The sequence below is a fragment of the Shouchella clausii genome (assembly GCF_002250115.1).
Taxonomy (GTDB): Bacteria; Bacillota; Bacilli; order Bacillales; family Bacillaceae_D; genus Shouchella; species Shouchella clausii.
Window position 1 is genome coordinate 3,067,590 of sequence record NZ_CP019985.1, and the last position, 25,514, is coordinate 3,093,103.

The window sequence follows — 25,514 nt, forward strand, 5'->3', positions numbered from 1 at the left end:
TAATGAGGCAGTTAAGGGGGGAGAAGCATGGATTCATCTGATTACAAACGTCTCGATGGTGTAGCGTTGGCCGAGCTCATTCAAGCAGGAAACGTTTCACCAGAAGAAGTGCTCGATGCCCATTTTCAAGTTAGCTACGAATGGGAAAAGCTGAACGCGATTGTCTCAAAGCGGGAAAAGGAAGTGTACCAAGAGGCGAAGGAAACAGCCAAAAACGGTGTGTTTTCAGGCGTGCCGTTTTTGCTTAAAGATAGCTCCCACGCCTTAAAAGGTGCACAGCTCACGTCTGGATCAGCTTTATTTAAACAGGAGCGGGCTAAAGTGACAAGCCACTATACGAGGACATTGCAGCAAGCGGGGTTGCTTATGGCAGGCCATACCAATGCCCCTGAGTTTGGCTTGAAAAACATTACAGAACCTAAACTCCATGGCCCAGCACGGAATCCACTCGATCTAGACTATTCGCCAGGTGGGTCTAGCGGTGGGGCTGCAGCGGCTGTCGCTAGCGGCATTGTTCCTTTGGCGGGAGCGAGCGACGGAGGAGGATCGATTCGCATCCCTGCTTCGTTTACCGGGCTTGTAGGCTTAAAGCCGACACGTGGCCGTACGCCAGTTGGGCCAGGTGTCGGCAGACAATGGCAAGGAGCGGCGATCGATTTTGTGCTAAGCCGCTCTGTCCGCGATAGCGCTCGAGCGTTGGATGTGCTGCAAACAGTCCAATGGGAAGCGGCTTTTCAAACACCATTGTTTGCAAATCGTTATGAACACACACTCCAGGAGCGATTGCCGCGTTTGCGGACAGCCTTTTCCGCCCAGTCTCCTGTTGGGACTCCCGTTTCACAAGAGGCGATTACAGCATTGCAACAAGCAGTGGATTGGCTAGAAAAGGCAGGTCATCATGTTGAGGAAGCAGCGCCGCCAATTGATGGCGTCGAACTAATGAGGCATTATTATCTGATGAATGCAGGAGAAATGTCTCGTTTACGCCAACAATTAGGACAGGCCCTTGGCCGCTGTTTAAATGAAGATGACTTTGAAATGGAATCATGGGTATTGGCGGAGTACGGAGACAACGTCCGTGCAGCAGAATATGCGGCGAGCCTTGCTGCTTGGGACGATGCTGCTGCAGCCACCCATTTGTTCCATGAGACATACGACCTCTATTTGACGCCTGCCACGGCGAGCGTAGCGCCAAGGATTGGTGAATTAACACCAGCGCCTGCACAAGAGCGTTCTTTAAAAGCGCTTGTCCAGGAGTTGCCGCCTAAGGAACAGCTTGATCTAGTCTATGAAATGTTTTTGCCAAGCTTGACGTATACGCCTTTTACACAACTAGCCAATTTAACGGGGCAACCAGCGATTTCAATGCCTTTGTTTAAAAATGAAACAGGGCTTGCCATCGGCGTGCAAGCAATGGCAAGAAAAGGAGAGGAACACCGGCTTCTCCAACTTGCTTATGCGTTTGAACAAAGTGAACTTTGGCAAGTAACGCAGCCGCAGTAAATAGGCTTACAGCTGAACGGTGCCTTTTAAGAACGAATGTGTGGTAAACAGTGGACAAGCTTTAGCACGGAAGTGGAAATGTTGTATACTTCTCTTATAGGCTAGATGAAAGGGTGATTTGATGTATCGTACAGTTAAAGATTTTTTGCAAGAGTGGCAGGAAGAAGCAGAATTGACGAAATCTGTGATTGGCGCAGTGACCGATGAAAAGAAAAACCAAGCAATTGCCGAAGGGCACAACACACTTTCTTGGCTTAGTTGGCATTTGGCGACAACGCCAGCGTTTTTTGGAGGAGGTGTTGGCTTGGAGCTCCACACAAGCGCTGATTTGGCAAACGAGCCTCAATCGATTAAGGAAGTAGTGGAAACCTATGAAGCAGTCACCGCTGAATTTGCAAAACAAGCAAGCTCGCTAAGCGACGAAGCGTTAGAACAGCAAGTTGACTTTCTTGGAGCTAAAGTAGCGCGGGGTGTGATTTTACGGAAACTAGTGAACCATCAAATCCATCATCGCGGGCAAATGACTGTTTTGCTTCGCCAAGCGGGCTTGACCGTTCCTGGCGTATACGGCCCAACGAAAGAACAGCAACTAGGGTAACAGAAATAACGGCAGTAGACTGACGTTGCAAGGCGAATGGATCAGCAAAAATATACGTACGCAAAGTTTGTCTACAGTCTGGAGCAACGGCATGTCCGTTGCTTTTTTTTAGTTGTGAAAAGAAAACCCCGGGCTCGGCCCGGGGTTCCAAAAAGCTTCCAGCGAGGTATTAAAAAAACTCCACCGCGGTGCTAAAATATATTTGGTTCGCCAACCAATATATGAAGCAAACGGAGGAGTTTTAAATGTCTAAAGACACTAACAGTTTAGCACATACAAAGTGGAATTGTAAGTATCATATAGTATTTGCCCCAAAGTACAGAAGGCAGGTAATCTATGGGAAACTTAAAAAAGACATTGGAGAAATATTAAGAACGTTGAGTGAAAGAAAAGGTGTCGAAATTATTGAAGCAACTGCTTGTAAAGATCACATACATATGCTGGTGAGTATTCCGCCGAAAATCAGTGTGTCTTCATTTGTGGGATATTTGAAAGGGAAAAGTAGCTTGATGATATTCGATCGGCATGCAAATTTAAAATATCGATACGGAAATCGAAAATTTTGGTGCACAGGTTTTTATGTAGATACAGTGGGAAGAAATAAGAAAGTAATTGAAGAATATATAAAAAACCAAATACAAGATGATATAGTCGCAGAACAATTAAGTTTGTTGGAGTATGTAGATCCATTTACAGGTGAAGAGGTAAAGCGTAAAAAGAAAAGAATGCGCTAGGAGGCCTTTAAGGTCTGGCCAGTGAAAGTAGTACAATTGGCGAACCGTTCAGTAGCCCTTTAGGGTTTGGTCAGTAACAAAGGCTTTCAGCCGTAGAACAAACCACCCGTTGTCACGGGTGGTTTTGATTATGTTTTTTTCTCTCCATTAAAATACAGCGGCGTTTGACCGTTCCATGGGGACGGCATTAAAGGCAAGATACTGCAACTGTTAGCCGGCTGTCATCTCCCCTTTACAAAACCTTAACATTAGCCATAAATAAGCTTAATACTCGATCCTTATACTTACCCTTGTAAGACGTAAACCTATATAGGGGGAGAAACGTTAATGAAAAAAGTCCAATTAGGAGCAGTATTTGCGTCGTTTTTGTTTGTTGCCACCGCTTGTGGAGGCGGAAACACAAATGAGCCAGCAGAGACAGATTCGGCAGAAGGCAATAATACTGAAGAAAATGAAGCGTCAGGCAGCATCTTAGTGTCAGGCTCAAGTGCAATGGAGCCACTAATTGCAGCCGCAAGTGAAGAGTTTATGAATGAAAATATCGATGCAAGCATTTCAGTGCAAGCAGGTGGATCTGGCCAAGGGTTGTCATCTGTTGCAAGCGGACAAGTCCAAATTGGAAACTCCGATGTGTTTGCTGAAGAAAAAGAAGATATTCCCGCTGAAGAACTTGTCGACCACCGTATTGCTGTTGTAGGCATGGGGCCGGCAGCACATCCTGAAGTAGGCGTTGAAGATATTTCAACTGAAGATTTAATTGCTGTATTTACAGGGGAAGTAACCAATTGGAGCGATCTTGGTGGCGCTGACCAAGAAATCGTGATTGTGAACCGTCCAGATTCTTCTGGGACAAGGGATACATTTGTGAAATATGGCCTTGAAGGCAACGAACCTGTTCCAGGAGACATTACGGAAGACTCTTCCAATGCCGTGATGCAAATCATTAGTGAAACACCTGGGGCCATCGGTTATCTCGCTTTCTCTTATTATGACGAACAAGGATCTGTTTTGCCGCTTTCCGTAGATGGCGTTGAACAAACAGATGAAAATGTCATTTCAGGCGAATACCCAATTTGGGCGTATATGCATTCTTACACAAAAGGCGAACCTGAAGGCTTAACGGCTCAGTTCATTGAGTATTTGCAAGGTGATTTTGTACAAGGCACGTTGATTCCAGAAATGGGCTACATTCCTGAAGCGGACATGCAAGTTGAGCGAGATGCTGAAGGAAACGATACACCAAAATAATAAAGAAAAGTGAAGAAGGTCGCTGCCTGCAAGGTAGAGGCCATTCTCACGTAGGGCAAAAACAGGGCAAATCATGAGGGGGAAACTGTCATGCCGTCTTCTCAATCGGTAGCGGACCGTTTGTTAAAAGCAAACAATAAACAAGCAGCAAAAGCTGAACGCAAAGGAAAAATCATCGTTTACGCTTGTGCTGCACTAATCATTATCACAACCATTGCGATTACGCTGTTTCTTGTTATTCGTGGACTGCAAGCATTTGTAATCGATGGCGTCAGTCCAATCGAGTTTTTGACGAGCTTAGATTGGAACCCGACTAGGGGAGCGGACGCCGGTGGGCCGTCTTATGGCGCGCTACCCTTTATTTTTGGTTCATTTGCTGTAACGATCTTATCTGCATTGATCGCTGCTCCTCTCGGAATTGGCGCAGCGATTTACATGACGGAAATTGCGCCTAGCTGGGGCAGAAAAATTTTGCAGCCTGCTGTGGAATTGCTCGTTGGCATCCCGTCTGTCGTATATGGTTTTATCGGTTTATCCGTCATTGTTCCGTTTATACGCGACCATGTCGGTGGCCAAGGGTTTGGCCTCCTATCAGCAATGATTGTATTATCGATCATGATTCTTCCAACTGTGACAAGTATATCAACCGATGCACTGCGTTCGATTCCTGGCGGTTTGCGTGAATCGTCATTGGCGCTTGGAGCCACACGCTGGCAAACGATCTACCGGGTACTCATTCCAGCTGCTGGACCGATGTTGCTTACAGCAGTTGTCCTGGGAATGGCACGTGCATTTGGCGAAGCATTGGCCGTACAGATGGTCATTGGCAACTCGCGAACAATTGCAGAGTCGTTAATTGATTCCACAGCGACGTTGACGACCATCATTACATTGAATATGGGACATACTGTACCAGGAAGCATTGACAACAATGTCCTTTGGTCACTTGGCTTGATTTTGCTCGTTATGTCCTATCTGTTTATTATTCTTGTGCGGTTCTTGTCATCTAGGAGGAAATTTTCATGAACAAAAAATGGGCGGATAAATGCGCAACGTCTATGTTTACAGTCATTGCCGCAATCATTATTGCCGTTTTAGCTGGCTTAATTGGCTATATTTTTGTGAGGGGACTTGCCCAAATTGACTGGGCCTTTCTTACAAACCCACCAAGCTCCTACAGAGCTGGCGGCGGGATTGGGCCACAATTATTTAATTCATTTTACATCTTATTTTTAACAATGTTATTTACCGTACCTCTTGGCCTTGGCGGAGGCATTTATATGGCCGAGTATGCAAAGCCAGGACGGGTAACTGACTTTATTCGTACTTGTATTGAAGTACTCGCTTCTTTGCCATCCATTGTCGTCGGTTTGTTTGGTTTGCTCGTATTTGTACAGCTAACTGGTTGGAGTTACTCGATTTTAGGCGGTGCGCTTGCGCTGACGGTGTTTAACTTGCCAGTAATGGTCCGTGTGGTCGAGGATGCGATTACGAGCGTGCCGAGAGAGCAAAAAGAAGCAAGCCTGGCCCTCGGCATTACCCAGTGGGATACGATTCGGACCGTGATTTTGCCAGCGGCGTTTCCTGGGATTTTGACTGGTGTAATTTTGTCGGCAGGGCGCGTGTTTGGCGAAGCAGCAGCGTTGTTGTTTACGTCAGGCGTCACGACGCCACGGCTTGACTGGATGAATTTGAATCCTTTCTCGGAAACATCGCCATTAAACGTATTCCGTCCTGCTGAAACACTCGCTGTTCACATTTGGAAAATCAATACGCAAGGCTTGATTCCAGACGCGCGGGAAGTAGCAGACGGGGCTGCGCTTGTGCTGATTTTCGCTGTGTTGCTATTCAATTTGTTGGCCCGTTTGCTTGGGCGCTACGTGCACCGGAAACTGACGGCATCGAAATAAAAGGGGGAAAGCCAACATGACTGCTCTGACCGTTCCAAAAAAAGATACTACTGCACTTAAACAGCAATCCAAACAGGCTGAGGCGATTTTACAGGCAAAGGACATCAATATTTACTATGGCGAAAACCATGCAGTAAAACAGTTGTCGCTTGATATTAACAAAAATGAAATTTTGGCGTTAATCGGCCCGTCTGGTTGTGGGAAATCAACATTTTTGCGCAGCATTAACCGCATGAACGATTTAATCCCGAGCGCACGGGTTACGGGCACCCTTGCCTATGAAGGACTTAATTTGCTCAGTGATGATGTAAATGTAGTTGCTTTGCGGAAAGAAATTGGTATGGTTTTCCAAAAGGCGAACCCATTCCCTAAGTCGATTTATGAGAATCTTGTTCACGGTTTGCGCTTCCATAACGTCAAGAAAAAAGAGTGGGCTGACATTGTGGAGGATTCTTTAAAGCGTGCCGCTTTATGGGATGAGGTCAAGGACAGGCTCCATGAATCGGCGCTGTCACTATCCGGCGGCCAACAGCAGCGACTCTGCATCGCCCGCACGCTTGCTTTAAAACCAGAGGTGATTCTTCTTGATGAACCAGCTTCCGCCCTTGACCCGATTGCAACAGCTAAAGTGGAAGAACTCATGGTTGAATTGAAAAAGAATTATACCGTTGTTGTTGTTACACACAATATGCAACAAGCGTCACGGGTTTCTGACCGAACTGCGTTCTTCTACAACGGTGAGTTGATCGAAGTCAATAAGACAGACGTCCTGTTTCGAAATCCTGAAAAGAAACAGACCGAAGATTACATTTCAGGACGATTTGGGTAAGGAGGAAAGCATATGCAAGCGTTAGCTGAACAAACGGAAACAAAGAACGTGTATGATGTTCTTGATTTTAATCTTTGGTACGGCAACAATCAGGCACTAAAAAACATTTCGCTGCAATTAAAGGAAAAGCATGTGACGGCGATCATCGGCCCTTCTGGTTGCGGCAAATCAACGTTTATCAAAACATTAAACTTAATGTCTCGTTTAAATCCCGATATCCGCATGGCTGGTGAGTTGAATTTTCGTGGCGAAAATTTGTTGACAACTTCGATGGATTTGGCAGAGCTACGAAAAGCGGTCGGCATGGTTTTCCAAAAGCCGAATCCCTTTCCAAAGTCGATTTATGAAAATGTGGCGTATGGGCCACGGATTCATGGAATTCGCAAGAAAAAAGAACTTGATGAGATTGTCGAATCAAGCTTGAAAGGCGCGTTTTTATGGGAGGAAGTCAAAGATAGACTGAATAAAAACGCACTATCGTTATCAGGCGGTCAGCAGCAACGGCTTTGCATTGCCCGGGCGCTAGCGACAAAGCCTGAGGTGTTGCTAATGGATGAACCGACAAGTGCCCTTGACCCGATTTCCACGACGAAAGTAGAAGAACTGATTACATCGTTGCGTGATTCTTATACAATCGTCATTGTTACACACAACATGCAGCAGGCTGCGCGAATTTCAGACGAGACAGCATTCTTTTACATGGGCGAACTGGTTGAAATTGGCCCGACACAGCGAATTTTTTCCAACCCTGAGCATAAACGTACAGAAGACTACGTATCTGGCCAATTTGGCTAACAGGAGGTCATCCTATGTTAAGAAGCATGTTTCAAGAACAGCTTGATGAAGTAGCAGAACGAATTCAAGTGCTAGGAACCGCCGTTTTAAAACAGCTGGATGCTGCTATTGATGGTTTGTCAACAAAGAACCGTGCTGCCGTCCAGCAAATTATTGACAATGATGCCGACATCAATAAGAGTGAACTTGACATCAACGAAAAGGTGTTTGACATTATTGCTAGGCAGCAGCCAGTTGCAACTGATTTGCGACGGTTGATCGTTGTTATGAAAATGGCTGGCGACCTTGAACGTGTAGCGGACTTTGCTGTTGACATCGCCAAAGTTTCGAGACGAATTGATGATTTCCCTAACGAAGAGTTGAAGCAAGAATTGATAGAGCTTGCTTTAGATGCGAAGGGGATGATCGAAAAAGCACTGCACGCTTATGCAACAAAAAATGTGCTTACGGCTCAACAATTAGCAAAAGCCGATGATGAAATCGACGAACGCTTTGGTAAGCTTATTAAAAAGCTGTTTAGGCAAGAGACGACAGATCAAGACGTAGAAGCGATTACCCAGTTGGCTTTTATTGCCCGTTATATTGAGCGCATTGCGGATTACGCAACAAACTTGTCCGAATGGATCCTTTATGAAGCAAACGGACAATATGTTGATTTAAACTAACAAGATTAGCCAGACTGATAGAAAGTTTGTCTACAGTCTGAAGGGAGCTGCCATAGGCAAGCTCTCTTTTTTTCGTCGGTGCGCTGTTATCGTATGGTATAATAGACAAATGTTTAAGACGAGAAAAGGCAGGCGTTAACGATGATTTCCGCACAAGCTTTCCGAGTAATTGCTGCTTTTCATAGTGGGGTTTGGATGCTGTTTTTTATTGGCGCTGCTGTTTGGCTTCTGTTCACGTGGCGAGGATGGCAGAACGCCCGTTTTCTTTGTGCTTCCTTTGTGCGAACAACGGAAGCGGTCCTTCTGTTGTCTGGGTTTTTAATGTGGTATGCGTACGAGTTTGCTGCTTTTTACGCAGTCAAAGGCGCGATTGCGATTCTAATGCTCTATTTCTATGAAAAAACACGTTTAGCGATAAAGCGACAACAATATAGGCAGCTATATCCTCATGGGGTATTGCTTGTCGTAACAGCAGTCGTCGTTTGGGCGATGGGCGTCTATTGGAAATAAAGGGGGATGAATGATGAAGGCGCATATTAGGGCGGTCAGTAGATGGCAACCGTTCTCGCCAAAGCGCTACGGGGAATGGGCACGTACACAACGAGAGACCGGTTGTTGTATTGTGCCGACGACGTATTGGGTGGAGCAAATCCGGTTGGCGGCGCCAGAACTTCGCTGCTTAACATTTGACTCGTTTATCCGCAAGTGCCAGGAACGAGTAAACGATATTAGGCTAGTTCACCACGAATGGAAGTGGGCGATGGCAAACGAAGCGAATGCGACTGGAAGAAAAAACGAGCAAATCATAAATAGTTATTTGCAATATAAGCGTTTTGGCGAATGCCGACTGCCTGACAGTTTACGCTTTTTAAAACCTGAATTTGCGAAGATCAAGGCTCTGGAAGAAAAGAGACGTTGGAAGACGATTGAAGATGACTACAACGCCTTTGCTCGAAAGCCGGCGGCTTTGCCTTATGATGACATTGTAGTCGAAGGGTTTCATGATTTTTCTGTCAATCAGCTAGAGGCACTAGAGCGAATGGTCAAAGAGGGAGTGAGGCTGACTATCTACCTTGATAGAAGGGCGAAAGCTGCCATATCGGAGTTAGTGAAGATTGGCTTTACGGTGGATGTTGACAGACAGCCAGTGACGGATGGTCAAACAGGGTGTTTGTCTCTGTATAAAGCGGTGACCGAGGAAGAAGAGCACATCGGTTTGATTGAACATATTTTCACAAGCAATACGCCGCTTTCCAACATCGCTGTGCTGTTTACGAAGGCGGAAGAGCGTGCCGCTTTTATGGCAAAAGCGAAGCAGGAAGGGCTGCCTATTGCCGCTAGCAACCGTAGTTATTTGGCGGACACCCCTTTCTATCTATGGGTCAAAGAAGCGCTGCTCACCCCTTTGCCTTCAAAAGAAGCGCGGCTAGGTGCTGTTGATTCCCTCTTTGCTGTGCTTGGCATCACTGGGCGTCGTTGCTTAAGAGCGAAGCAGGCTTTGTACGCTGGTTATAGCACTGGCGACAGCGAGGTTGACTTTTTTCTGAACAAAATCGGCAAAAGCCCCCTTGCTGAAGGGAAAACGATAGCAGAAAAAGCTGCGTTGCTTGTCGATATGTTAGCGAGAATGGGAGAGCGAACGGATATCCCGTATGCCCACGCAGTAAAACAAGCGCTTTTGGCCTCGGATGGCGTCTCCTATGCAAAAGTGGAAACAACGGAAGATGGGTTTCGCCAATGGTTCCAGACATTTGCGCAAACACTTGTCATTGCCGAGGAGCCAAAACCGAAAGAGGGAATTTCCGTCCTCTCGTGGGCGGATGTCGCTGCCTTTCAAGGATCGGCCGTATATGTTGCTGGGCTTGCTTTAGGTACGTTTCCACATCCTTATTCACTGCTAGGTTATTTCCAAGAAAGTGATTTAACGGAGATTAACAAATGGGGCGTGCCATTGAAATCACGTACACGTTCTGTCCAAGCGTTGCAATTCCAACAGCTCATCAACAGCGGCATGGACGTATATGCCAGCTATGTGTGCGGTCTTGACCGAGACAGTCCCGCGCTACCTTCTCCATTTCTACTCGACTTTCAACAAGTTGGCTTCTGGAATTACCAAAATAGGTTGAACAACGGAATCGGCACGTACTCACGCAAAGATGGGACTGCTTACCGCGGTGAACTTGGTCACTTTCAAAAAAGGCTGCAACATTTGCAATTAGGGCAAGAATGGCTTTCAGATGCCCAACAGGCGAAAGAGAAAGCAAAAACCGCTGTGGCCGTCACTGCGTTTGAAGCTTATGCGCGCTGTCCATTCCGCTATGGTCTGGAATGGCTTTTAGGGATCAAGCCGCCAGCAGGTCAAAGCGAAGGGCTTCCGGCAAATAAGATTGGAACCCTTATTCATCAATGCATTGAAACATTGTATCGCCATAAATTGAATGTCATTGGCAAGCCTTTTTCCACCCTTTCGGAAGCAGAAAAAGACGAAGTGCCTCATTGGCTTGTATCAGAATGGCGCCGCCGCTTTAATGAGGACATTGTGCCATTTGTCCCTTATATGAATCGTTTCGAGCTTGAACAAGAAGAAACATGGTGGGCCAACAAGCTCCGTCTTTGGTGGGAAGCAGAGCGGGCGCGGTTTTGGGATCGGAAGGAGTTGGCGGATGCTTACATTGAAGGGCTGGAAGTACCCATTGTTCTTGAAGACTTTCCATTGGGCACAACGAAGCTAAAAGTGACTGGAAAAATCGACAGGGTCGATGTCGCAAACGGTGAAAAGGTGCTCTATGATTACAAGACTGGGAAGGCGGCGTTGAAACTGGAGGAAGCCTCACACGGCACAAAACTCCAGCTTCCTATGTATTCGTATATCGTTGGTAAGCAATCGTCAGTAGCTGGGGCTACATATATTTCTTTGCTTGATCCAGGCAAACGGGCCGGGAACGGTGTTTGGAAGCCAGAGCATGTTGGCAAGCAATCGATCTTTGGCGTCAGTGCTCAATGCCGCAATAAAGAGGACGCTTTAGGCGAAGAGGCTTTTATGGAAAAATGGGACATCCATGAGCGTCTTCAAGAACTGTGGGAAGGAATGCAGACAAACATGCCCGTTGCCCCCCTTGATTGCGCGGCCAGCTGCCCTTATAAAGCGATTTGCCGAGTGACGGAAGAACAAAAAAGGGAGGCTCAGCATGCAATTCAACAGCGCACAAAAGCAAGCAATTGATTCGAAACAGCGCCTTGTCGTCGTTGCTGCTGGAGCTGGTTCTGGCAAAACCCGGGTGCTAACGGAGAAGATCGTCTCCATTATCGACGAACATTTTCACGACAAGGACTCAAACTATGGCGCTCCTATTAATGAAATTGCCGCCATCACTTTTACTGAAAAGGCTGCGAGAGAAATGAAAGAGCGCCTTGCAAGCCGGATGGGCGAAAAGGCGGAAGCGGCTGGAAATAGGGAAGAAAAACGCTTTTGGCTTGCACAGCAAGAAGAAGTAGAGACGGCAATGATTGCAACGTTTCATCGTTTTTGCCGGCAACTGCTCAGCCGTTATAGCCGATACGTTGAAGAAAACGGGGAACTGGCGGTTCTCGATGAAACCGAAGCTGCGATGATAAAAGCAGAGCTTGTTGAGCAGTTGTGCAAAGATCGTCAATTTGCCAATGAACTGAATCAACTCCGTCGGGTGCTGTCTCTTTTTACATTGAAGCGTTCATTGGTGGCGGTTCATGATGCGGTTCGAGAGCAACGAGCGGGGGATGATGCCATTTCCCACTTTTCGCCGCTTTATATGTGGGACAAGCAAATCAATGGGGCCATTTGCGAACAGCAGCAACAAGTTGCGATGATCGTCAAGACGGTTAAACGCGCTGCAAAAGAATTACCTCCTTGGCAACAGTTATCGAAAACCGAACAAAAGCATGCACAGTCACTGGCCACGCTTGCACAAAGCTTGCCGCTTGCTGGAAACGAGGAGGAAGCGGTTGCGATGATGAACGAAGCGCTCCCAAGCAGAGTCCAAAAAGCATGGCAAGAATCGTTGCCGTCTCTGTACGTTTTTTATGAGCACAACTGGAAGCCATTTAAAAAGCAATGGAGTGAAAGGAATCAAGTCGCCAGTGATCGAGGGCTGCCTTTGCTTGAAGCGTTTGTGACACTGTTGCAAGCATTTGCCAAACGTTATGCCGATCTAAAAGCACAACGCCGTGTCGCTGACTTTAGCGACTTGCAACAAAAAGCGTATACGCTTTTACAAATACCAAAAGTAGCAGCAGCTTGTCAGTCTGCTTATACACATATTATGGTCGATGAATTTCAAGACACAAACCAAGTCCAATTGCAAATTGTTCAGGCGATCAATCCGGCCCATTTGTTTTTTGTCGGCGATGAAAAACAATCGATTTACCGTTTTCGCGGAGCTGATGTCGCTATTATGAATGAAATGGCCAAAAAGGCAGCTGAGCTAAATGAAGGAGAATTAATTCATCTGCAAGAAAATTACAGAACTGCTCCGCAAATTGTTGAACTCGTTAATGAATTGTTTGCCCATGTGATGGCACCAGGAGGGGAGGACGCCCTTCCGTATGCGACCAGTTATGTGCCCCTAAAAGCAGGGAGGAGGCCTCATACAAACAAGCAAGCACTTGCTTCTTTCCATCAACTTGAAAAAAGCAACGAAGCTCGCTCGTTTGCATCGCTGCTGCAACAAACAATAGCCGATGGAATGATTGAAGTGGAAGGTGAAGGCAAGGTTCGCCAAGCTAAATGGAATGATGTCGCTGTCCTACTTCCTTCGCGTACAAATTTGCCAGAGCTTGAGGAGGCATTTGCTGAAGCGGGCATTCCTTATCGAATCCACGGTGGCGTTGGTTTTTTTGAAAAACAAGAAGTGATTGATTTTTTAAATGTGCTTAATTGGCTCAGACGTCCATTCGAGGATGCTTATGTGGTGGCGTTGCTTCGTTCTCCCCTCTTTGGGCTGACACTAAGTGATTTGCTGACAGTGAACGAATGGAAAGAGGAAGATGAGAACTTGGCTGTTTTTTTAGCGAAGGAAGAAGCGCCTTCCTTATTTGCAAGCCACCCACGGCTGCAACAAGCGCTAAAGCAGTATGGCGAATGGATCGATTTGTTCTTGCCGTTTACTTTTACAGGAAGTGTAAAAGAAGGATTGCTTCAGCTGTTTGAGCAAACAGGCCTCCGTTATGCTGTTTTAAGTGATACGAACGGTATTCAGCGTGTCGGCAATGTGGAAAAGCTCATTGATTTGTTTGCACAATTGAATACAGCCAATCTAGAAACGCTATGTTTGCAAATGAACCGCTATATAGCGGCAAGCAAGAATGTCTCTGAAGCAGAAGTGGAGCAGTTGGAAGGAGAGGCTGTAACGATTATGACTGTTCACGCCTCAAAAGGATTGGAGTTTCCAGTTGTTTGCCTTCCGTATATGGACCAAAAACGGCGGATGGACACGGATGCGGTCTATTTTGACCAAGAATGGGACATTGTTTTCCAACTGAAATTAGACGATGGTGAAACCATTGCCACGCCTGCCTTTTTCCAGGCACAAGAAAAAAGAGGCAAGCAAGCGCTCGAAGAGTCAAAGCGTTTATTTTATGTCGCTCTTACTCGTGCCAAAGACTATTGCTTGTTAGCAGCTGCAGACTTGTCTGGAGGCCGGTCATGGGCAGAAATGATTGGGGCAGCGAATGAGCAATCTCGATTGTCTGCGATCAACTGGGTTGATTCTGTAAAGAGTGGCGAAAACGTACTCAACATTTAAAGGTGGAAAGCCGATAAAGAATACGAGGAGAGTCCCTCCTCGTATTCTTTTTTATCGAGGTGGGCAAGGTGACTCAATACGATTACATAGGTATGTTTTTAGAAGAGGCAGATGAGCATTTGCAAGCAATGAATGCAAAGTTGCTTCAACTTGAGCAGGATCCTTTTGATAAAGACGCGATTGCTGAAATCTTTCGTTCAGCCCATACGTTAAAAGGAATGTCGGCGACAATGGGCTTCAATGCCATGGCCGAGTTGACCCATTCTTTAGAAAATCTTCTTGATGCCATGAGGGACGGAAACATTGAAGCTGGTGCAGGCGAAATTGATTTGCTGTTTGATGCAGTTGAATACCTTGAAGCAAGCGTCAGCCACGTACGGAATACCGGGGGAGAGTTAGAAGAAGCTAACGGCTTGCGGGATACGTTTGCCCAGCTTCTCGGCCAAGAACGGACGACTGCCAATGAGGTTGCCGCTAGTCTCGACACAGACACACACGCGATTATGGATCAAGCTGTACAAGACGGTGTCCCTGTCCAAGTGATCCATGTCGAAATCGATGACAATGCAGCGCTCAAAGGAGTGCGCGCTTTTATGGTTGCAAGTGAAGCCGCACAGTTTGGCGAATTGATTCATACGGAACCGAGCAGAGAGGAGCTTGAGGAAGGGAGGTTTGCCAGCGGCTTTACGCTGACGGCAGCTACGACGCTCCCAGATGCGGACATTAAAAAACGCCTAGAAGGCATTTCTGAAGTGAAACAAGTAACAGTCACCCCTTATAAGCCCGAGAAGAAGGCGGACAAGGCCAAGCCGCAAACGGCAAAAGCCGCTTCTGAAAAAGGGGCCGGTGCAAAAGGGGAGCAAGCGCAGCAGAAAACGATTCGTGTCAATGTCGAAAAGCTGGATTCGTTAATGTACTTGTTTGAAGAGCTAGTTGTGGAAAAGGGCCGCCTAGAGCTAGTTGCCAATTCATTGCAAACAGATGAGCTGACGAATGTATTTGAAAAAGTAAGCCGCATTACGAGCCACTTGCAGGAAGTAATGTTGTCCGTGCGGCTGATGCCACTTGAGCCAGTATTTAGCCGTTTTCCACGGATGGTACGTAAAGTCTCAAAAGAAATCGGCAAGCAAATCCGTTTTGTCATTGAAGGGGAAACGACCGAATTAGACCGAGCGATTATTGACGAAATCGGCGATCCGCTCCTCCATTTGCTGCGCAATTCGATTGACCATGGCATTGAGGAGCCAGCAGTGCGCCAAAAAAGCGGAAAGGATCCTGAGGGGTTAATCGTGTTGCGCGCTTTTTATAGCGGCAGCCACGTTGTCATTGAAATTGAGGATGATGGCGCAGGAATTAAACAAGAAAAAGTCTTGAAAAAAGCGATTGAAAATGAATTGATTACGGCTGCAGAGGCGGAAAAAATGGCAAGTGATGAAATCAACCAACTGCTGTTTGCCCCTGGGTTTAGCACAGCCAATGAAGTGACGGATTTGTCTGGGCGTGGAGTCGGCCTTGACGTTGTCAAAAGCACGTTTTCTGCTCTTGGCGGTGAAATCGCTGTTTCTTCCAAAGAGGGAGAGGGTACGCGCTTTTCCATTTCGCTCCCATTAACTGTTTCCATTATCGATGCGATGATGGTTGAACTTGGCTCAGACATTTATGCCTTTCCAATCGCCAATATTGCCGAAACGGCCTATGTGCAAAAAAGCGAGTTGAAGCAAGCAGATGGGCAAAGCTTGTTTGAATGGCGAGGGCAACTTGTTCCCCTTGTCTCATTAAATGAGCAGTTTGGCTTGCCAGAAAAGGAAGACGAGCAAGAGCTTGCCGTTCTTTTGCTTTACCGCAACCAAACATTAATGGCTGTAAAAGTTGATCGCTTTATTGGCAAACAAGAAGTTGTGCTAAAGCCACTTGGTTCATTGTTGAAAGGGACAAAAGGAATCTCAGGCGGAACGATTCTTGGGGATGGCACGATTGCATTGATTGTCGACATTGCGCTGTTTTTCAACAATTAATCGCTTCAAACATGAATGAAAATAGCCTTGCTTTACAGAAAGGGGGAAAACGATCGTGGAACATACGAAACAATTTACCGTATTTGCCGTAGGTGAGGAATGGTATGGAATTGATATTTTGCACCTTTCCGCAATTGAGCTCCTTGACGGCATTCGTATTGTCCCAAATGCTGACCCTGCCATCATGGGCGTCGTTAATATTCGCGGCTCCCTGCTCCCGGTAGTTGATCTATGTTATTTGCTGTATCAGAAAAAAATCGAAGCGACCGAAACGTGCCGCTTGCTTGTGTGTGCGGAAACACTTGGGTCATTTGTCCTGGCTGTGAGTGAAGCGAGCGACATTTGCGAAATCGATCTTGCTTCGATTGAAGAGCTGTCTGATGCCCCTTATAAAAAGGGGATAAGCCACGTGGAGGGGAAGCTTGTAACCATTCTCGATGGGACCCAGTTGGCCAAGGAAATTGAACATCAAGTCCAGAAACAATAAACTATTTGCTAGTTAGGCGTATGTAGATACGAAGAGGGCAATTAAACCGATGTTTAACTGCCCTCCTTGCTATGTTTAAAAATGGGCCAGCGCTTTGCAGCGCTCGGCGTCTTTCTGTTGATGGGTGCTGATCAGTCGCTTGGCAACATGCATGTCATGCCACATCATATACGTAAGGACTGTCCATAACCGGCGGCTATAATCGCCGTGTCCGTCGCGGTGTGCTTGCAGCATTTGCAGCAAAAAAGGCTTATGAAACACGTCTGCTGTATCGCTTGACTCGATAAGCTGCTTGGCCCAATCGTACAGTTCGTTTTTGAGCCATACGCGGATCGGCACTGGGAAGCCCAATTTTTTACGGGGCACAATGTTTGCCGGAATAAGGTCCTTCATGGCTTGCCGGAGCACATATTTAGTCGTCCTATGGGAAAGTTTCATATCCTGGCCAAGCATTCTCGCAAATGCAAATACATCTTTATCGAGAAAAGGGACTCTTAATTCAATCGAATGGGCCATTGTCATTCGATCAGCCTTCACAAGGATGTCGCCAGGAAGCCACGTATGCATATCGACAAATTGCATAATCGTCGATTCATCCATGCCTTTTGCCTGTTCATATAGTGGCGCTGTTACATTTGTATAAGGTTTGGTTCGATCATAGTCGCGGAACAACTGTGTTTTTTCTGCTTCAGAAAAAATAAAGGCATTGCCAATATATCGCTCGTTGAGAGGAGTCGTCCCCCGGATAATGTAGTTTCGTCCCTTCAGCTTAGACGGCATACGGGCAACAACCCGCTTTAAGCCAGCGTGAAACGTAGGCGGCAACTTTTTGAACCAGGCAAGGTCAAGAGGTTCCCGGTAAATGTTGTACCCTCCGAACAATTCGTCAGCGCCTTCTCCTGACAAGACCACCTTTACATGTTTGCTTGCTTCTTTGGCGACGAAATAAAGGGGAACTGCTGCCGGGTCTGCAACAGGCTCATCCATATGCCAAACGATGTTAGGCAGTTCTTGAATAAATTCTTCAGCAGAAATGACTTTATGGATATTTTTGACGCCTAATGCTCTTGCTGTTTCTTTTGCGACGGCAATTTCGCTATAGCCCTCTGTCTCGAAACCAACCGTAAAAGTTAATAGGTTAGGGTGTACTTGTTGCGCTAAGGCGGTAATCGAAGTCGAATCAATGCCGCTCGATAAAAATGCCCCAACTGGGACATCAGAGCGCATATGTTTTTCGACAGAGTCTGTTAACAATTTTCGTGTTTGATTGGCAAGTTCTGTGACGGTCGGCCCCGATCTAGGCTGAAAAGTCCGTTCAGCATATGCTTCAATTTGCACACGAAAGTTTGCATTGACCGTTAATGTATGTCCAGGCAGTAGCTTATGAATGCCTTTTGTCAGCGTGTTAGGTTCGGGAACAAACTGAAAGGTGGCGTAATGTTGGAGTGCTTCTTGCTCAATCGGGATTTGCTCAAACAATGGCATGATTGATTTTTGTTCAGAGGCAAAGAAAAAACGTTCGTCTGTTTTCAGATAGTAAAACGGCTTAATGCCAAAACGGTCACGCGCACAAAACAATTCCTTTTTGTGCTTGTCCCAAATGGCAAACGCATACATTCCCCGTAATTGTTTAACCGCATTTTTACCATCTGCTGCATAAAGAGCGAGGAGTACTTCGGTATCAGAATCGGTTCGAAATGTGTAACCGCGTTGAATTAATTGAGAACGCAGCTCGATGTAATTATATATTTCGCCATTAAAAACAATATGGTAACGCCCTTTGCTATATGCAAGGGGCTGGTCGCCATGCTCTAAATCAATAATGCTTAAACGTTTAAATCCAAAACGGACTGTTTCATCTTTATAAGTACCGGTGCTGTCAGGGCCACGGTGATGAATTGCTTCTAGCGTTTGAACCCACAATTGATCAGGCAAATGGCTGCCATTTCGAATAAGCAGATCGCCGACAAAACCACACATAATGTTTCCTCCAGTTTTTTAGTGAGCTAATCTTACTCCAATTAAATATAAAAGTCAATTTTTTGCTAAAAGGGTAACAGTCCACTAATAACGTAGGACAATGTTTCATTTTCATGGTTTAGGGTATAAACACATAAACCCAATTTTGAAGCAGGAGGGGGATTCTTATGGAAAAGCCATTTAGGTTAGACGGCGACGTGTACAGGCAATTAAGCATTATTAACCGTTTGGAATTGCGGGCCGATTTAACTGTCCAATCCCTTTATGCGAAAGCGGTGTTGGAACATTCCTTGTACCACTTTAGAGAACAACATCTAAAAGAACAAATCGATCAGGCGTTGGAGCAACGTGACGAACAGGCATTTTATTCACTAACAGAAGCATTAAACGACCACAGGGATCGCTATAAAGGCGGGCGTACACTGCATGAAAATGGCTTCAGGCTCCATCTGACGTTCCAGTAACAATTCAATAGCGGGCTGGTTTCGTCCTAAGGCCAATCAATATTACGTTGTCATGTCATATTGATGGCCTTTTTCGTTATCGATACAGGGCGTGTTGCAGAAAAATATTCAAACTTGTTGTGTTGCTCGCATCAAAAAAAGCTTTTTTGGACATATTCTAGTTGTCGGTCACAAAAGCCTAAACGGCGTATTGGCCTTCTGGCGCTAATTCCCCAATCTATATATAAAACTTTGCTTTCTGTGTATTTCTGTGTAATTGTAGATATCTAGGTTATTAAACGAAAGGGAGTAAGGCTTAGTGGCGAAAAAACCGATTCAATGTGAAAACGAGTATGGCCTCCTAAAGGAAGTTGTTGTCTGCGAACCGACGTTTATGGCAATTGAGGAGGCGATTAATAGAACGCAACGGAAATACATGGATGAGAACATTAATAGGGACATTGCGAGCCAACAACATCAAGCGCTCGTTGCAGCTATGGAGAAAGAAGGCATTCGTGTTTATTCCGTGCCAGCACACGACCATTTGCCGGAGCAAGTGTTTATGCGGGACAGTGGTTTTGTCATTGGAACGTCCTTGTATGTAGCCAATTTGGACAGAGAGATTCGCAAAGGCGAGGAAATGGTGCTTGGCGAGTACTTGACCAAAATCGGCAAACCGTTTGCAAAAGCAAGTGCAGGCACAGTGGAAGGCGGAGACGTGGTCCTCGCCAATGATGAAGTGTACATAGGGGCAAGCGGACGCACAAATAAAGAAGGCATCGAGGAGCTGCGCCGTCTACATCCTGAAAAAAGAATCGAAATGGTTTCACTTGATCCAGACTACTTGCATTTGGATTGTGTGTTTCAGCCCGTTTCTGAGACGCAGGCGCTCATTTACCGTGAGGCCCTTTCTAAAAAAGCTGTCGACATGCTTGCACAGCGTTTTTCGTTAATCGACGTGCCAAAAGAGGAACAGTTCCATTTAGGTGTGAATGTCCTCTCGATTGGCAACAAACGGGTGATTGCACTGCCTATGAATGAGAACACCAATGCCCAGTTGCAAGCACGTGGGTTTACGATTATTGAAGTCGATTTTTCCGAAATTATTAAGTCTGGCGGGTCGTTCCGCTGCGTGACAATGCCGTTAGTCCGCTCAAATTAACGCATAAATCTGCGCTTCTTGGTTATATTACGACAGAATGATAGGAGGCGCGTTTTAGCAGATGGAGCGAAACAAACGGTTAGCCGCTGAACGAGCAAGGCTTGCGTCTGGCGGTGGGACAAAAAAACAGCAAGCTCAGAAACAAGCTGGAAAACAAACTGCGAGAGAACGGATTGGCATGTTACTAGACCGCGAGAGCTTTACTGAGCATCTTGCTTTTGCCAGCGGGTCTGGGGGCGAGGCAGGCGATGGCGTTATTGTCGGTTATGGGACAATCTCCGGTCGCCTTGTATGTGTCTATGCACAGGATTTCACGGTCAGCGGCGGGTCACTTGGAGCGATGCATGCCAAAAAAATCTGTGCGATTATGGACTTGGCCTACGACATGAAAGCACCGATCATTGCCCTGATCGATTCAGGAGGGGCCAGAATCCAAGAAGGGGCAAAAGCGCTTGCTGGTTACGGAGACATTTTTAAGCGCAATGTTCGCTATTCAGGCGCCATCCCTCAGCTATCGGTTATGCTAGGGCCATGTGCAGGCGGGGCCGTCTACTCTCCGGCGTTGACTGATGCAATCTTTATGGTCGACCAAATGAGCCAAATGGTGATTACTGGCCCAAAGGTGCTTAAAGCAGCGACAGGGGCAGAAGTGAAAATGGAAGACTTAGGCGGTGCCCGCATGCATTCTGAAAAAAGTGGCGTTGCCCACTTTTGTGCAAAAACAGAAGCGGAGTTATTCGTGCTCGTTCGCCAGTTTTTAAGTTATCTCCCTGATAACGGGGCAAAAAAGGCATGCCATAAGCGTGTGAGTGAGAAAGTCAGCGCCCATTTGCCCCGCGATAGTAAAACCGTCTATGATATGGTGCCGATTATTTGCGGACTTGCTGATGAAAATTCTTTTTTTGAATGGTCGAAACGGTATGCCCGCAACTTGATTACCGCCTTTATTCGCCTAGATGGCCAGCCTGTAGGTGTTGTCGCCAATAATCCGAAGCATCTTGCGGGCTGCATTGACATGGACGCTAGTGATAAGTGTGCCCGTTTTGTCCGGTTTTGCGATTGTTTCCACATTCCTTTGCTCGTTCTTGAAGATGTCAGTGGCTTTATTCCAGGTGTCGAGCAGGAGAGCCGCGGATTGATTCGCCATGGCGCTAAAATCATTTATGCCTTTGCCGAAGCAACCGTGCCAAAAATCACTGTGATTGTGCGAAAAGCATATGGTGGCGCCTATGTGGCTTTAAATAGCAAAGCTTTAGGGGCCGATTTTGTTTATGCCTGGCCTGGAGCTGAAATTGCAGTAATGGGCCCAGCAGGGGCGGCGGCGGTCCTTCATCAAAAAGACATCCAGGCGAGCAATGACCCTGCCAAAGCGCTTTTACAATTTGAAGAAAACTATAGGGAAAAGGTCGCTGATCCCTTTTCGGCGGCAAAAGAAGCGCTGATTGACGATGTGATTGAGCCTGACGAGACGAGGCAGCGATTAATTGAGTCATTTTCAATTTTAGCGTGCAAAGATGACCGTGCTGATTGGCAGAAAAAGCACGGCAACATGCCGTTATAATTGATGCTTTTTCACTCGCTCAGTATGTGATACGATACGATAGAAGCGTTATTTATTGTATGAAAGCGAGTCGTTGCCAATGGTTGTCCTTTCTGAAGGCTGGGTCCAGTTTTTATTGGCTATCAGTTGCGTTCTGCTGCTCGTTATTAGCTTGTTGGCCATTTTTTCTTGGTTGAAGCGAAAGAAAGGCATAACAAAGGCGAAAGAACAAGCAGGCGCTTTTTTAGTATTTGTCACAGTGCTGTTAATTTATTTTGCATTGTCGCTCGCCCTCCCCCGTGCGTATGTTTCTGATGTGCTCATCGGGCCAAAGACGGCAAAACCGGTCGAAGACAATGGAGTTCGGTACTTGAGTTTATCGACGATTTACAAAGTCCACGGAATTGAAACAGGGGCAGTAATCCGAGAAGCACAGGGGAAGACCGTACATATTTCGATTAACGAATATGAGCCGATTTACGGATTTGCCAAAGCAAACGAAGAAGTTGTCCGAAATGACCAGTCAATTGACGTGGCGGCTTATATCGATCAAGTCGCCGTCCCTGAGCTTGAAAAGCTAGACAACGAGGAGATTACGTTAACACAGTTGCGGGAACGTCTCCCTCATCTCCAATTTGATTTCCAATAAATGCGTTCTGCTTGCGTTGCAAGCAAACTGGCCAGTAAACTAGTAGAGGAGGTGGCGCAATATGGCCCGTAGTGAAGACGGTATCGTTCAATTGTCAACAGAAGAAATGAAGTCCTTTTTGATCAATAAAGCGGACGAGCCAATTATTATTGACGTCCGCGAAGTAGAGGAATACGAGAATGGCCATCTGCCAGGTGTACCACTTATTCCCATGAATGAAATTCCTAGTATGGTTGCTGGAATGGACCAATCAAAAAGTTATGTATTGGTGTGCCGTAGCGGCAGAAGAAGCCAAAACACCGCTTTGTATTTAAAAGAACAGGGATTTTCGAACGTCCGAAATTATGAAGGCGGAATGTTAGCTTGGGATGGAGAGCTTGAATATGGCCAGGAATGGGTCGTAAAGGACGTAGAAGAACTTTACAAATAGGGTACGAAAAAGGCCTCCCCGTCACGACAAGAGGCCTTTTTTAGGTTTATCTCTCCTCTTTTAGGGAAGACATAAGAGTAAGAAGATCATTCTATATAAAAGGGGATGGAAGAGATGAAAGCCAAACAAACGACACTTGCGCTTGGAATCGCGGCCGCTGCTGGAATGGCTGTTGTTTGCTTAAAAGACGAAAACCGCAGGCAGCAAATGAAAAACAAATTGCAAGCGATGTTAGCCAAATGGAAGGGACAAAAAACGATGGCGAATGAAAATGTGTTTAAGCTCGGAAATCCTAAGCCATCGTCAGCAGACAGCAAAATGGTCGATGAAGGTTCCTTGTATAGCATTAAGCGCTACAACGAAAAATACCAAGAAGGCGTTTAAGTGCACGTCGGCACCGACTTAGTATGACACCATTATCCTAGCCGACAACATATTCGTTGAGCTACAAAGAATGATAAGCGTTTGTTGCCCACGCCTCTAGACGGATAAAAAACGCTTGTCAGGCGAGGAAGATGCGAGTAGAATGGGTGTTCATGAGCAGTGGTTTTCCTGCTTAGACGACGCATTTGTTTACAGTCTGAAGCTGCCTAAAAGGGCAGCTTCTTTTACCAAGGGAGGAAGGGAACCAATGTTTTTAATTGAAGAACGGGAGATCGGCTCTGTACCGCTATTACATCTTACAGACAATGACGGCCCTGCGAAAAAGCCAGTGCTTCTTTTCTATCATGGAATCACAAGTGCAAAAGAGCATAACTTACATATTGCCTATACATTTGCAAAGAAAGGGTTCCGCGTTCTTTTGCCTGATGCCCTTCACCATGGTGAGCGGGAAAAAAGCATTGTTGGTGAGAAGCGCTATTTATCCTTTTGGGATATTGTTTTGCAATCGATTCACGAAGTCCCTACTATCGCCGAGCCTTTTTTGCAAGAAGGATTGATCGATGAGAACCGGATAGCGATTGGCGGCACGTCCATGGGGGCGATTACTGCTTATGGCGCATTGGCAGCTTATCCATGGCTTTGTTCAGGTTGTTGTTTTATGGGAGCGCCCCAATATATGGAATTTTCGAAAGCGATGTTTGAAAAGCTCGAACAACACGGAGTGGAAGTGAAAGAAGCGCAGAAAGAAGCCGTGCTAGCAAAGATCAGCCCGTTTGACTTGACGGCTGACATCGAACGATTAAATGGGCGTCCTTTGTTTATCTGGCATGGAAAGCAAGATGACACAGTGCCTTTTATGTATGCTGAACAATTTGCCAATCGGTTGTTCGATGCTTATCAAGGCAAAACAGACCGCTTTCAGTTTATCGCAGAGGAAGGCGCCGGCCATAAAATTTCTAGAAAGGCAATGCTTGCGGCGGCAGAGTTTCTCCCGCAAGCAATGGGAAGTTCTCATGTTTCTCGTACAACATAATCTTTTTAGAGAAGCCGGGAAAATTTTTATTGTTCTTGCCGGTTCATTTCTGCTTGCTTGTTCGCTAAACTTATTTCTAATTCCCGCTGACGTGTTTGCCAGCGGTTTTACGGGCGTAGCCCAGCTTCTTTCTTATATTCTTCCTTTATCAACAGGAACGTTGCTTTTGCTTTTAAACATACCAGTTGCCATTTTAGGTTGGCTTAAAGTGGGAAAAAGCTTTACAGTGTACAGTTTTGCCAGTGTCGCCATGACGACGCTTTTTCTTGAGCTAATTCCTGTCCATGCTTTATCGTCGGATATTATGCTTAATGCTGTCTTTGGGGGCGTTATCGGCGCAACAGGAGCAGGCCTGCTCCTTAAATGGGGCGCTTCATCTGGCGGGCTAGACATCATTGCCCTTGTGCTAGCCCGGTATACGGATCGACCAGTCGGCAGCTTTTTCTTCCTCCTCAATTCCATTATTGTTGTTGCTTCCGGACTACTGCTTGATCCTGAAAAAGCATTATTTACATTAATATCCATATACGTCACTTCTCGCTTTATTGATGCGATTCATACACGCTACGTGAAGCTGACAGCCATGGTTGTCACAAAAAAACCTGATTTATTAAATAAGGCGATTCATGAACGGCTGACGAGGGGAATTACCAGAATCCCAGCAAAAGGCGGATATACGTTTGAGGAAAAGGAAATGCTTGTCATTGTCATCACTCGCTATGAATTGTATGATTTAAAAAACATCATCGAAGAAGTCGATCCGGAAGCCTTTACGAATATTGTCGAGACAGCCAGTATCTTTGGCTTGTTCCGCAAAGATTAGGGAGGATTTTTGATGAAAAAGTGGAATGTGCTTATAGCGCTTATTTTCATATTGGTGCTCTGCGCATGCGGCGGACAGCCAGAAGAAGAAAATCCGGATATTCCGGCAGGAGGAGATGCCTCAGTGAGCACTGAATGGACGTTTGACGTTCGTGCAAAGCAATCAGGCGAGATGTTGGAAGTCGAAATGGATGTAAAAAACGAATCGGATGAGCAGCAAACACTTGTCTTTCCATCGTCCCAAGAATACGAGCTTGTGCTTAAGAATGAGGAAGGGGAAGAGGTTTTCCGTTATTCAGAAAACCATATGTTTGCCCAAGTCATTGTTGAGCGCCAATTTGAACCAGGAGAACAAATTGAGCTGCAAAAGGAACGAATTCCAGTTGGCGATTTACCAGCTGGCCATTATACATTAACAGCAGAGTTAGCTGTATCCAAAGAAACAATCGAAGCGCAAGGAGACGATAATCCGTTTGTACAAACAGTAGAAGTGGAAATCGAATAAGC

The 25,514-nt window shown here is 46.1% G+C and carries 24 protein-coding genes; 23 read left to right on the forward strand and 1 reads right to left on the reverse strand.

Going from position 1 to position 25,514, the window contains the following annotated elements; translation table 11 throughout:
• Positions 1-27: 27 nt before the first annotated feature.
• The 14 genes from BC8716_RS14725 to BC8716_RS14790 all read left to right on the forward strand — a co-directional run bounded on the left by BC8716_RS14725 (position 28) and on the right by BC8716_RS14790 (position 16,564).
• Entirely contained in the window at positions 28-1,503 is a 1,476-nt protein-coding gene (locus BC8716_RS14725; RefSeq protein ID WP_094426845.1) for an amidase family protein, read from the forward strand.
• Between the two features lie 121 nt (positions 1,504-1,624).
• Complete coding sequence (locus BC8716_RS14730) at positions 1,625-2,101, forward strand: DinB family protein (protein ID WP_094426848.1); 477 nt, start codon at positions 1,625-1,627, stop codon at positions 2,099-2,101.
• A gap of 245 nt (positions 2,102-2,346) precedes the next feature.
• Complete coding sequence (gene tnpA / locus BC8716_RS14735) at positions 2,347-2,835, forward strand: IS200/IS605 family transposase (protein WP_094423643.1); 489 nt, start codon at positions 2,347-2,349, stop codon at positions 2,833-2,835.
• A gap of 327 nt (positions 2,836-3,162) precedes the next feature.
• Positions 3,163-4,083, forward strand: coding sequence for a phosphate ABC transporter substrate-binding protein (locus tag BC8716_RS14740; RefSeq protein WP_094426850.1), 921 nt, complete (start codon positions 3,163-3,165; stop codon positions 4,081-4,083).
• A 90-nt stretch (positions 4,084-4,173) separates the two neighbouring features.
• Positions 4,174-5,109, forward strand: a complete 936-nt coding sequence (gene pstC, locus BC8716_RS14745; RefSeq protein ID WP_011247433.1) for a phosphate ABC transporter permease subunit PstC — start codon at positions 4,174-4,176, stop codon at positions 5,107-5,109.
• Positions 5,106-5,993 (forward strand): phosphate ABC transporter permease PstA, encoded by an 888-nt coding sequence (gene pstA / locus BC8716_RS14750; protein ID WP_011247432.1) that lies wholly within the window; start codon positions 5,106-5,108, stop codon positions 5,991-5,993. Before pstC ends, pstA begins: the two co-directional genes overlap by 4 nt.
• Positions 5,994-6,009: 16 nt before the next feature.
• Positions 6,010-6,822, forward strand: a complete 813-nt coding sequence (gene pstB, locus BC8716_RS14755) for a phosphate ABC transporter ATP-binding protein PstB (protein ID WP_094426852.1) — start codon at positions 6,010-6,012, stop codon at positions 6,820-6,822.
• 12 nt (positions 6,823-6,834) lie between these two features.
• Positions 6,835-7,617 carry a phosphate ABC transporter ATP-binding protein PstB gene (gene pstB, locus BC8716_RS14760; RefSeq protein ID WP_011247430.1) on the forward strand — a complete coding sequence of 261 codons (783 nt, stop codon included), beginning with the start codon at positions 6,835-6,837 and terminating at the stop codon, positions 7,615-7,617.
• A gap of 14 nt (positions 7,618-7,631) precedes the next feature.
• Positions 7,632-8,282 carry a phosphate signaling complex protein PhoU gene (phoU, locus tag BC8716_RS14765; RefSeq protein ID WP_094426855.1) on the forward strand — a complete coding sequence of 217 codons (651 nt, stop codon included), beginning with the start codon at positions 7,632-7,634 and terminating at the stop codon, positions 8,280-8,282.
• 141 nt (positions 8,283-8,423) lie between these two features.
• Positions 8,424-8,792, forward strand: a complete 369-nt coding sequence (locus BC8716_RS14770; protein ID WP_094426857.1) for a hypothetical protein — start codon at positions 8,424-8,426, stop codon at positions 8,790-8,792.
• A 13-nt stretch (positions 8,793-8,805) separates the two neighbouring features.
• Positions 8,806-11,505, forward strand: a complete 2,700-nt coding sequence (locus BC8716_RS14775; protein WP_169715951.1) for a PD-(D/E)XK nuclease family protein — start codon at positions 8,806-8,808, stop codon at positions 11,503-11,505.
• Positions 11,471-14,062, forward strand: coding sequence for a UvrD-helicase domain-containing protein (locus BC8716_RS14780; RefSeq protein WP_094426862.1), 2,592 nt, complete (start codon positions 11,471-11,473; stop codon positions 14,060-14,062). Before BC8716_RS14775 ends, BC8716_RS14780 begins: the two co-directional genes overlap by 35 nt.
• 68 nt (positions 14,063-14,130) lie before the next feature.
• Positions 14,131-16,077, forward strand: a complete 1,947-nt coding sequence (locus tag BC8716_RS14785) for a chemotaxis protein CheA (RefSeq protein WP_142300552.1) — start codon at positions 14,131-14,133, stop codon at positions 16,075-16,077.
• A gap of 55 nt (positions 16,078-16,132) precedes the next feature.
• Positions 16,133-16,564, forward strand: a complete 432-nt coding sequence (locus tag BC8716_RS14790; RefSeq protein WP_157730450.1) for a chemotaxis protein CheW — start codon at positions 16,133-16,135, stop codon at positions 16,562-16,564.
• 75 nt (positions 16,565-16,639) lie between these two features.
• On the opposite strand, the gene asnB is transcribed toward BC8716_RS14790, so the two are convergent.
• Positions 16,640-18,544: an asparagine synthase (glutamine-hydrolyzing) gene (gene asnB / locus BC8716_RS14795; RefSeq protein WP_094426867.1), complete on the reverse strand. Its 1,905-nt coding sequence runs from the start codon at positions 18,542-18,544 to the stop codon at positions 16,640-16,642.
• Positions 18,545-18,711: 167 nt separating this feature from the next.
• Here asnB and BC8716_RS14800 point away from each other — a divergent pair, with 167 nt between their 5' ends.
• The 9 genes from BC8716_RS14800 (at position 18,712) to BC8716_RS14840 (ending at position 25,512) form a co-directional block, all read left to right on the forward strand.
• Positions 18,712-19,008, forward strand: coding sequence for an IDEAL domain-containing protein (locus BC8716_RS14800; protein ID WP_094426870.1), 297 nt, complete (start codon positions 18,712-18,714; stop codon positions 19,006-19,008).
• A 298-nt stretch (positions 19,009-19,306) separates the two neighbouring features.
• Complete coding sequence (locus BC8716_RS14805) at positions 19,307-20,149, forward strand: dimethylarginine dimethylaminohydrolase family protein (protein ID WP_094426871.1); 843 nt, start codon at positions 19,307-19,309, stop codon at positions 20,147-20,149.
• A gap of 61 nt (positions 20,150-20,210) precedes the next feature.
• Complete coding sequence (locus BC8716_RS14810; protein ID WP_094426873.1) at positions 20,211-21,710, forward strand: acyl-CoA carboxylase subunit beta; 1,500 nt, start codon at positions 20,211-20,213, stop codon at positions 21,708-21,710.
• Positions 21,711-21,765: 55 nt separating this feature from the next.
• On the forward strand, positions 21,766-22,338 hold the full coding sequence (locus BC8716_RS14815) for a hypothetical protein (RefSeq protein WP_094426875.1): 573 nt from the start codon (positions 21,766-21,768) through the stop codon (positions 22,336-22,338).
• 61 nt (positions 22,339-22,399) lie between these two features.
• Positions 22,400-22,768 carry a rhodanese-like domain-containing protein gene (locus tag BC8716_RS14820; RefSeq protein ID WP_094426878.1) on the forward strand — a complete coding sequence of 123 codons (369 nt, stop codon included), beginning with the start codon at positions 22,400-22,402 and terminating at the stop codon, positions 22,766-22,768.
• Between the two features lie 114 nt (positions 22,769-22,882).
• Positions 22,883-23,152 carry a YbyB family protein gene (locus tag BC8716_RS14825; protein WP_094426881.1) on the forward strand — a complete coding sequence of 90 codons (270 nt, stop codon included), beginning with the start codon at positions 22,883-22,885 and terminating at the stop codon, positions 23,150-23,152.
• A gap of 247 nt (positions 23,153-23,399) precedes the next feature.
• Entirely contained in the window at positions 23,400-24,185 is a 786-nt protein-coding gene (locus BC8716_RS14830) for an alpha/beta fold hydrolase (RefSeq protein WP_157730451.1), read from the forward strand.
• Positions 24,166-25,008 (forward strand): YitT family protein, encoded by an 843-nt coding sequence (locus BC8716_RS14835; protein ID WP_062749514.1) that lies wholly within the window; start codon positions 24,166-24,168, stop codon positions 25,006-25,008. Before BC8716_RS14830 ends, BC8716_RS14835 begins: the two co-directional genes overlap by 20 nt.
• A gap of 12 nt (positions 25,009-25,020) precedes the next feature.
• Positions 25,021-25,512 (forward strand): BsuPI-related putative proteinase inhibitor, encoded by a 492-nt coding sequence (locus BC8716_RS14840; protein ID WP_094426886.1) that lies wholly within the window; start codon positions 25,021-25,023, stop codon positions 25,510-25,512.
• The last annotated feature ends 2 nt before the right edge of the window (positions 25,513-25,514 follow it).

What these genes read in the sequence shown, in the direction of transcription:
- BC8716_RS14835 (WP_062749514.1), top strand. Translation starts at nt 24,166, where the DNA reads ATGTTTCTCGTACAACATAATCTTTTTAGAGAAGCCGGGAAAATTTTT.
- BC8716_RS14800 (WP_094426870.1), top strand. Translation starts at nt 18,712, where the DNA reads ATGGAAAAGCCATTTAGGTTAGACGGCGACGTGTACAGGCAATTAAGC.
- BC8716_RS14840 (WP_094426886.1), top strand. Translation starts at nt 25,021, where the DNA reads ATGAAAAAGTGGAATGTGCTTATAGCGCTTATTTTCATATTGGTGCTC.
- phoU (WP_094426855.1), top strand. Translation starts at nt 7,632, where the DNA reads ATGTTAAGAAGCATGTTTCAAGAACAGCTTGATGAAGTAGCAGAACGA.
- BC8716_RS14780 (WP_094426862.1), top strand. Translation starts at nt 11,471, where the DNA reads ATGCAATTCAACAGCGCACAAAAGCAAGCAATTGATTCGAAACAGCGC.
- asnB (WP_094426867.1), bottom strand. Translation starts at nt 18,544, where the DNA reads ATGTGTGGTTTTGTCGGCGATCTGCTTATTCGAAATGGCAGCCATTTG.
- BC8716_RS14770 (WP_094426857.1), top strand. Translation starts at nt 8,424, where the DNA reads ATGATTTCCGCACAAGCTTTCCGAGTAATTGCTGCTTTTCATAGTGGG.
- pstB (WP_011247430.1), top strand. Translation starts at nt 6,835, where the DNA reads ATGCAAGCGTTAGCTGAACAAACGGAAACAAAGAACGTGTATGATGTT.
- BC8716_RS14825 (WP_094426881.1), top strand. Translation starts at nt 22,883, where the DNA reads ATGAAAGCCAAACAAACGACACTTGCGCTTGGAATCGCGGCCGCTGCT.
- BC8716_RS14775 (WP_169715951.1), top strand. Translation starts at nt 8,806, where the DNA reads ATGAAGGCGCATATTAGGGCGGTCAGTAGATGGCAACCGTTCTCGCCA.
- tnpA (WP_094423643.1), top strand. Translation starts at nt 2,347, where the DNA reads ATGTCTAAAGACACTAACAGTTTAGCACATACAAAGTGGAATTGTAAG.
- BC8716_RS14830 (WP_157730451.1), top strand. Translation starts at nt 23,400, where the DNA reads ATGTTTTTAATTGAAGAACGGGAGATCGGCTCTGTACCGCTATTACAT.
- pstB (WP_094426852.1), top strand. Translation starts at nt 6,010, where the DNA reads ATGACTGCTCTGACCGTTCCAAAAAAAGATACTACTGCACTTAAACAG.
- BC8716_RS14820 (WP_094426878.1), top strand. Translation starts at nt 22,400, where the DNA reads ATGGCCCGTAGTGAAGACGGTATCGTTCAATTGTCAACAGAAGAAATG.
- BC8716_RS14730 (WP_094426848.1), top strand. Translation starts at nt 1,625, where the DNA reads ATGTATCGTACAGTTAAAGATTTTTTGCAAGAGTGGCAGGAAGAAGCA.
- BC8716_RS14725 (WP_094426845.1), top strand. Translation starts at nt 28, where the DNA reads ATGGATTCATCTGATTACAAACGTCTCGATGGTGTAGCGTTGGCCGAG.
- pstC (WP_011247433.1), top strand. Translation starts at nt 4,174, where the DNA reads ATGCCGTCTTCTCAATCGGTAGCGGACCGTTTGTTAAAAGCAAACAAT.
- BC8716_RS14740 (WP_094426850.1), top strand. Translation starts at nt 3,163, where the DNA reads ATGAAAAAAGTCCAATTAGGAGCAGTATTTGCGTCGTTTTTGTTTGTT.
- pstA (WP_011247432.1), top strand. Translation starts at nt 5,106, where the DNA reads ATGAACAAAAAATGGGCGGATAAATGCGCAACGTCTATGTTTACAGTC.
- BC8716_RS14810 (WP_094426873.1), top strand. Translation starts at nt 20,211, where the DNA reads ATGGAGCGAAACAAACGGTTAGCCGCTGAACGAGCAAGGCTTGCGTCT.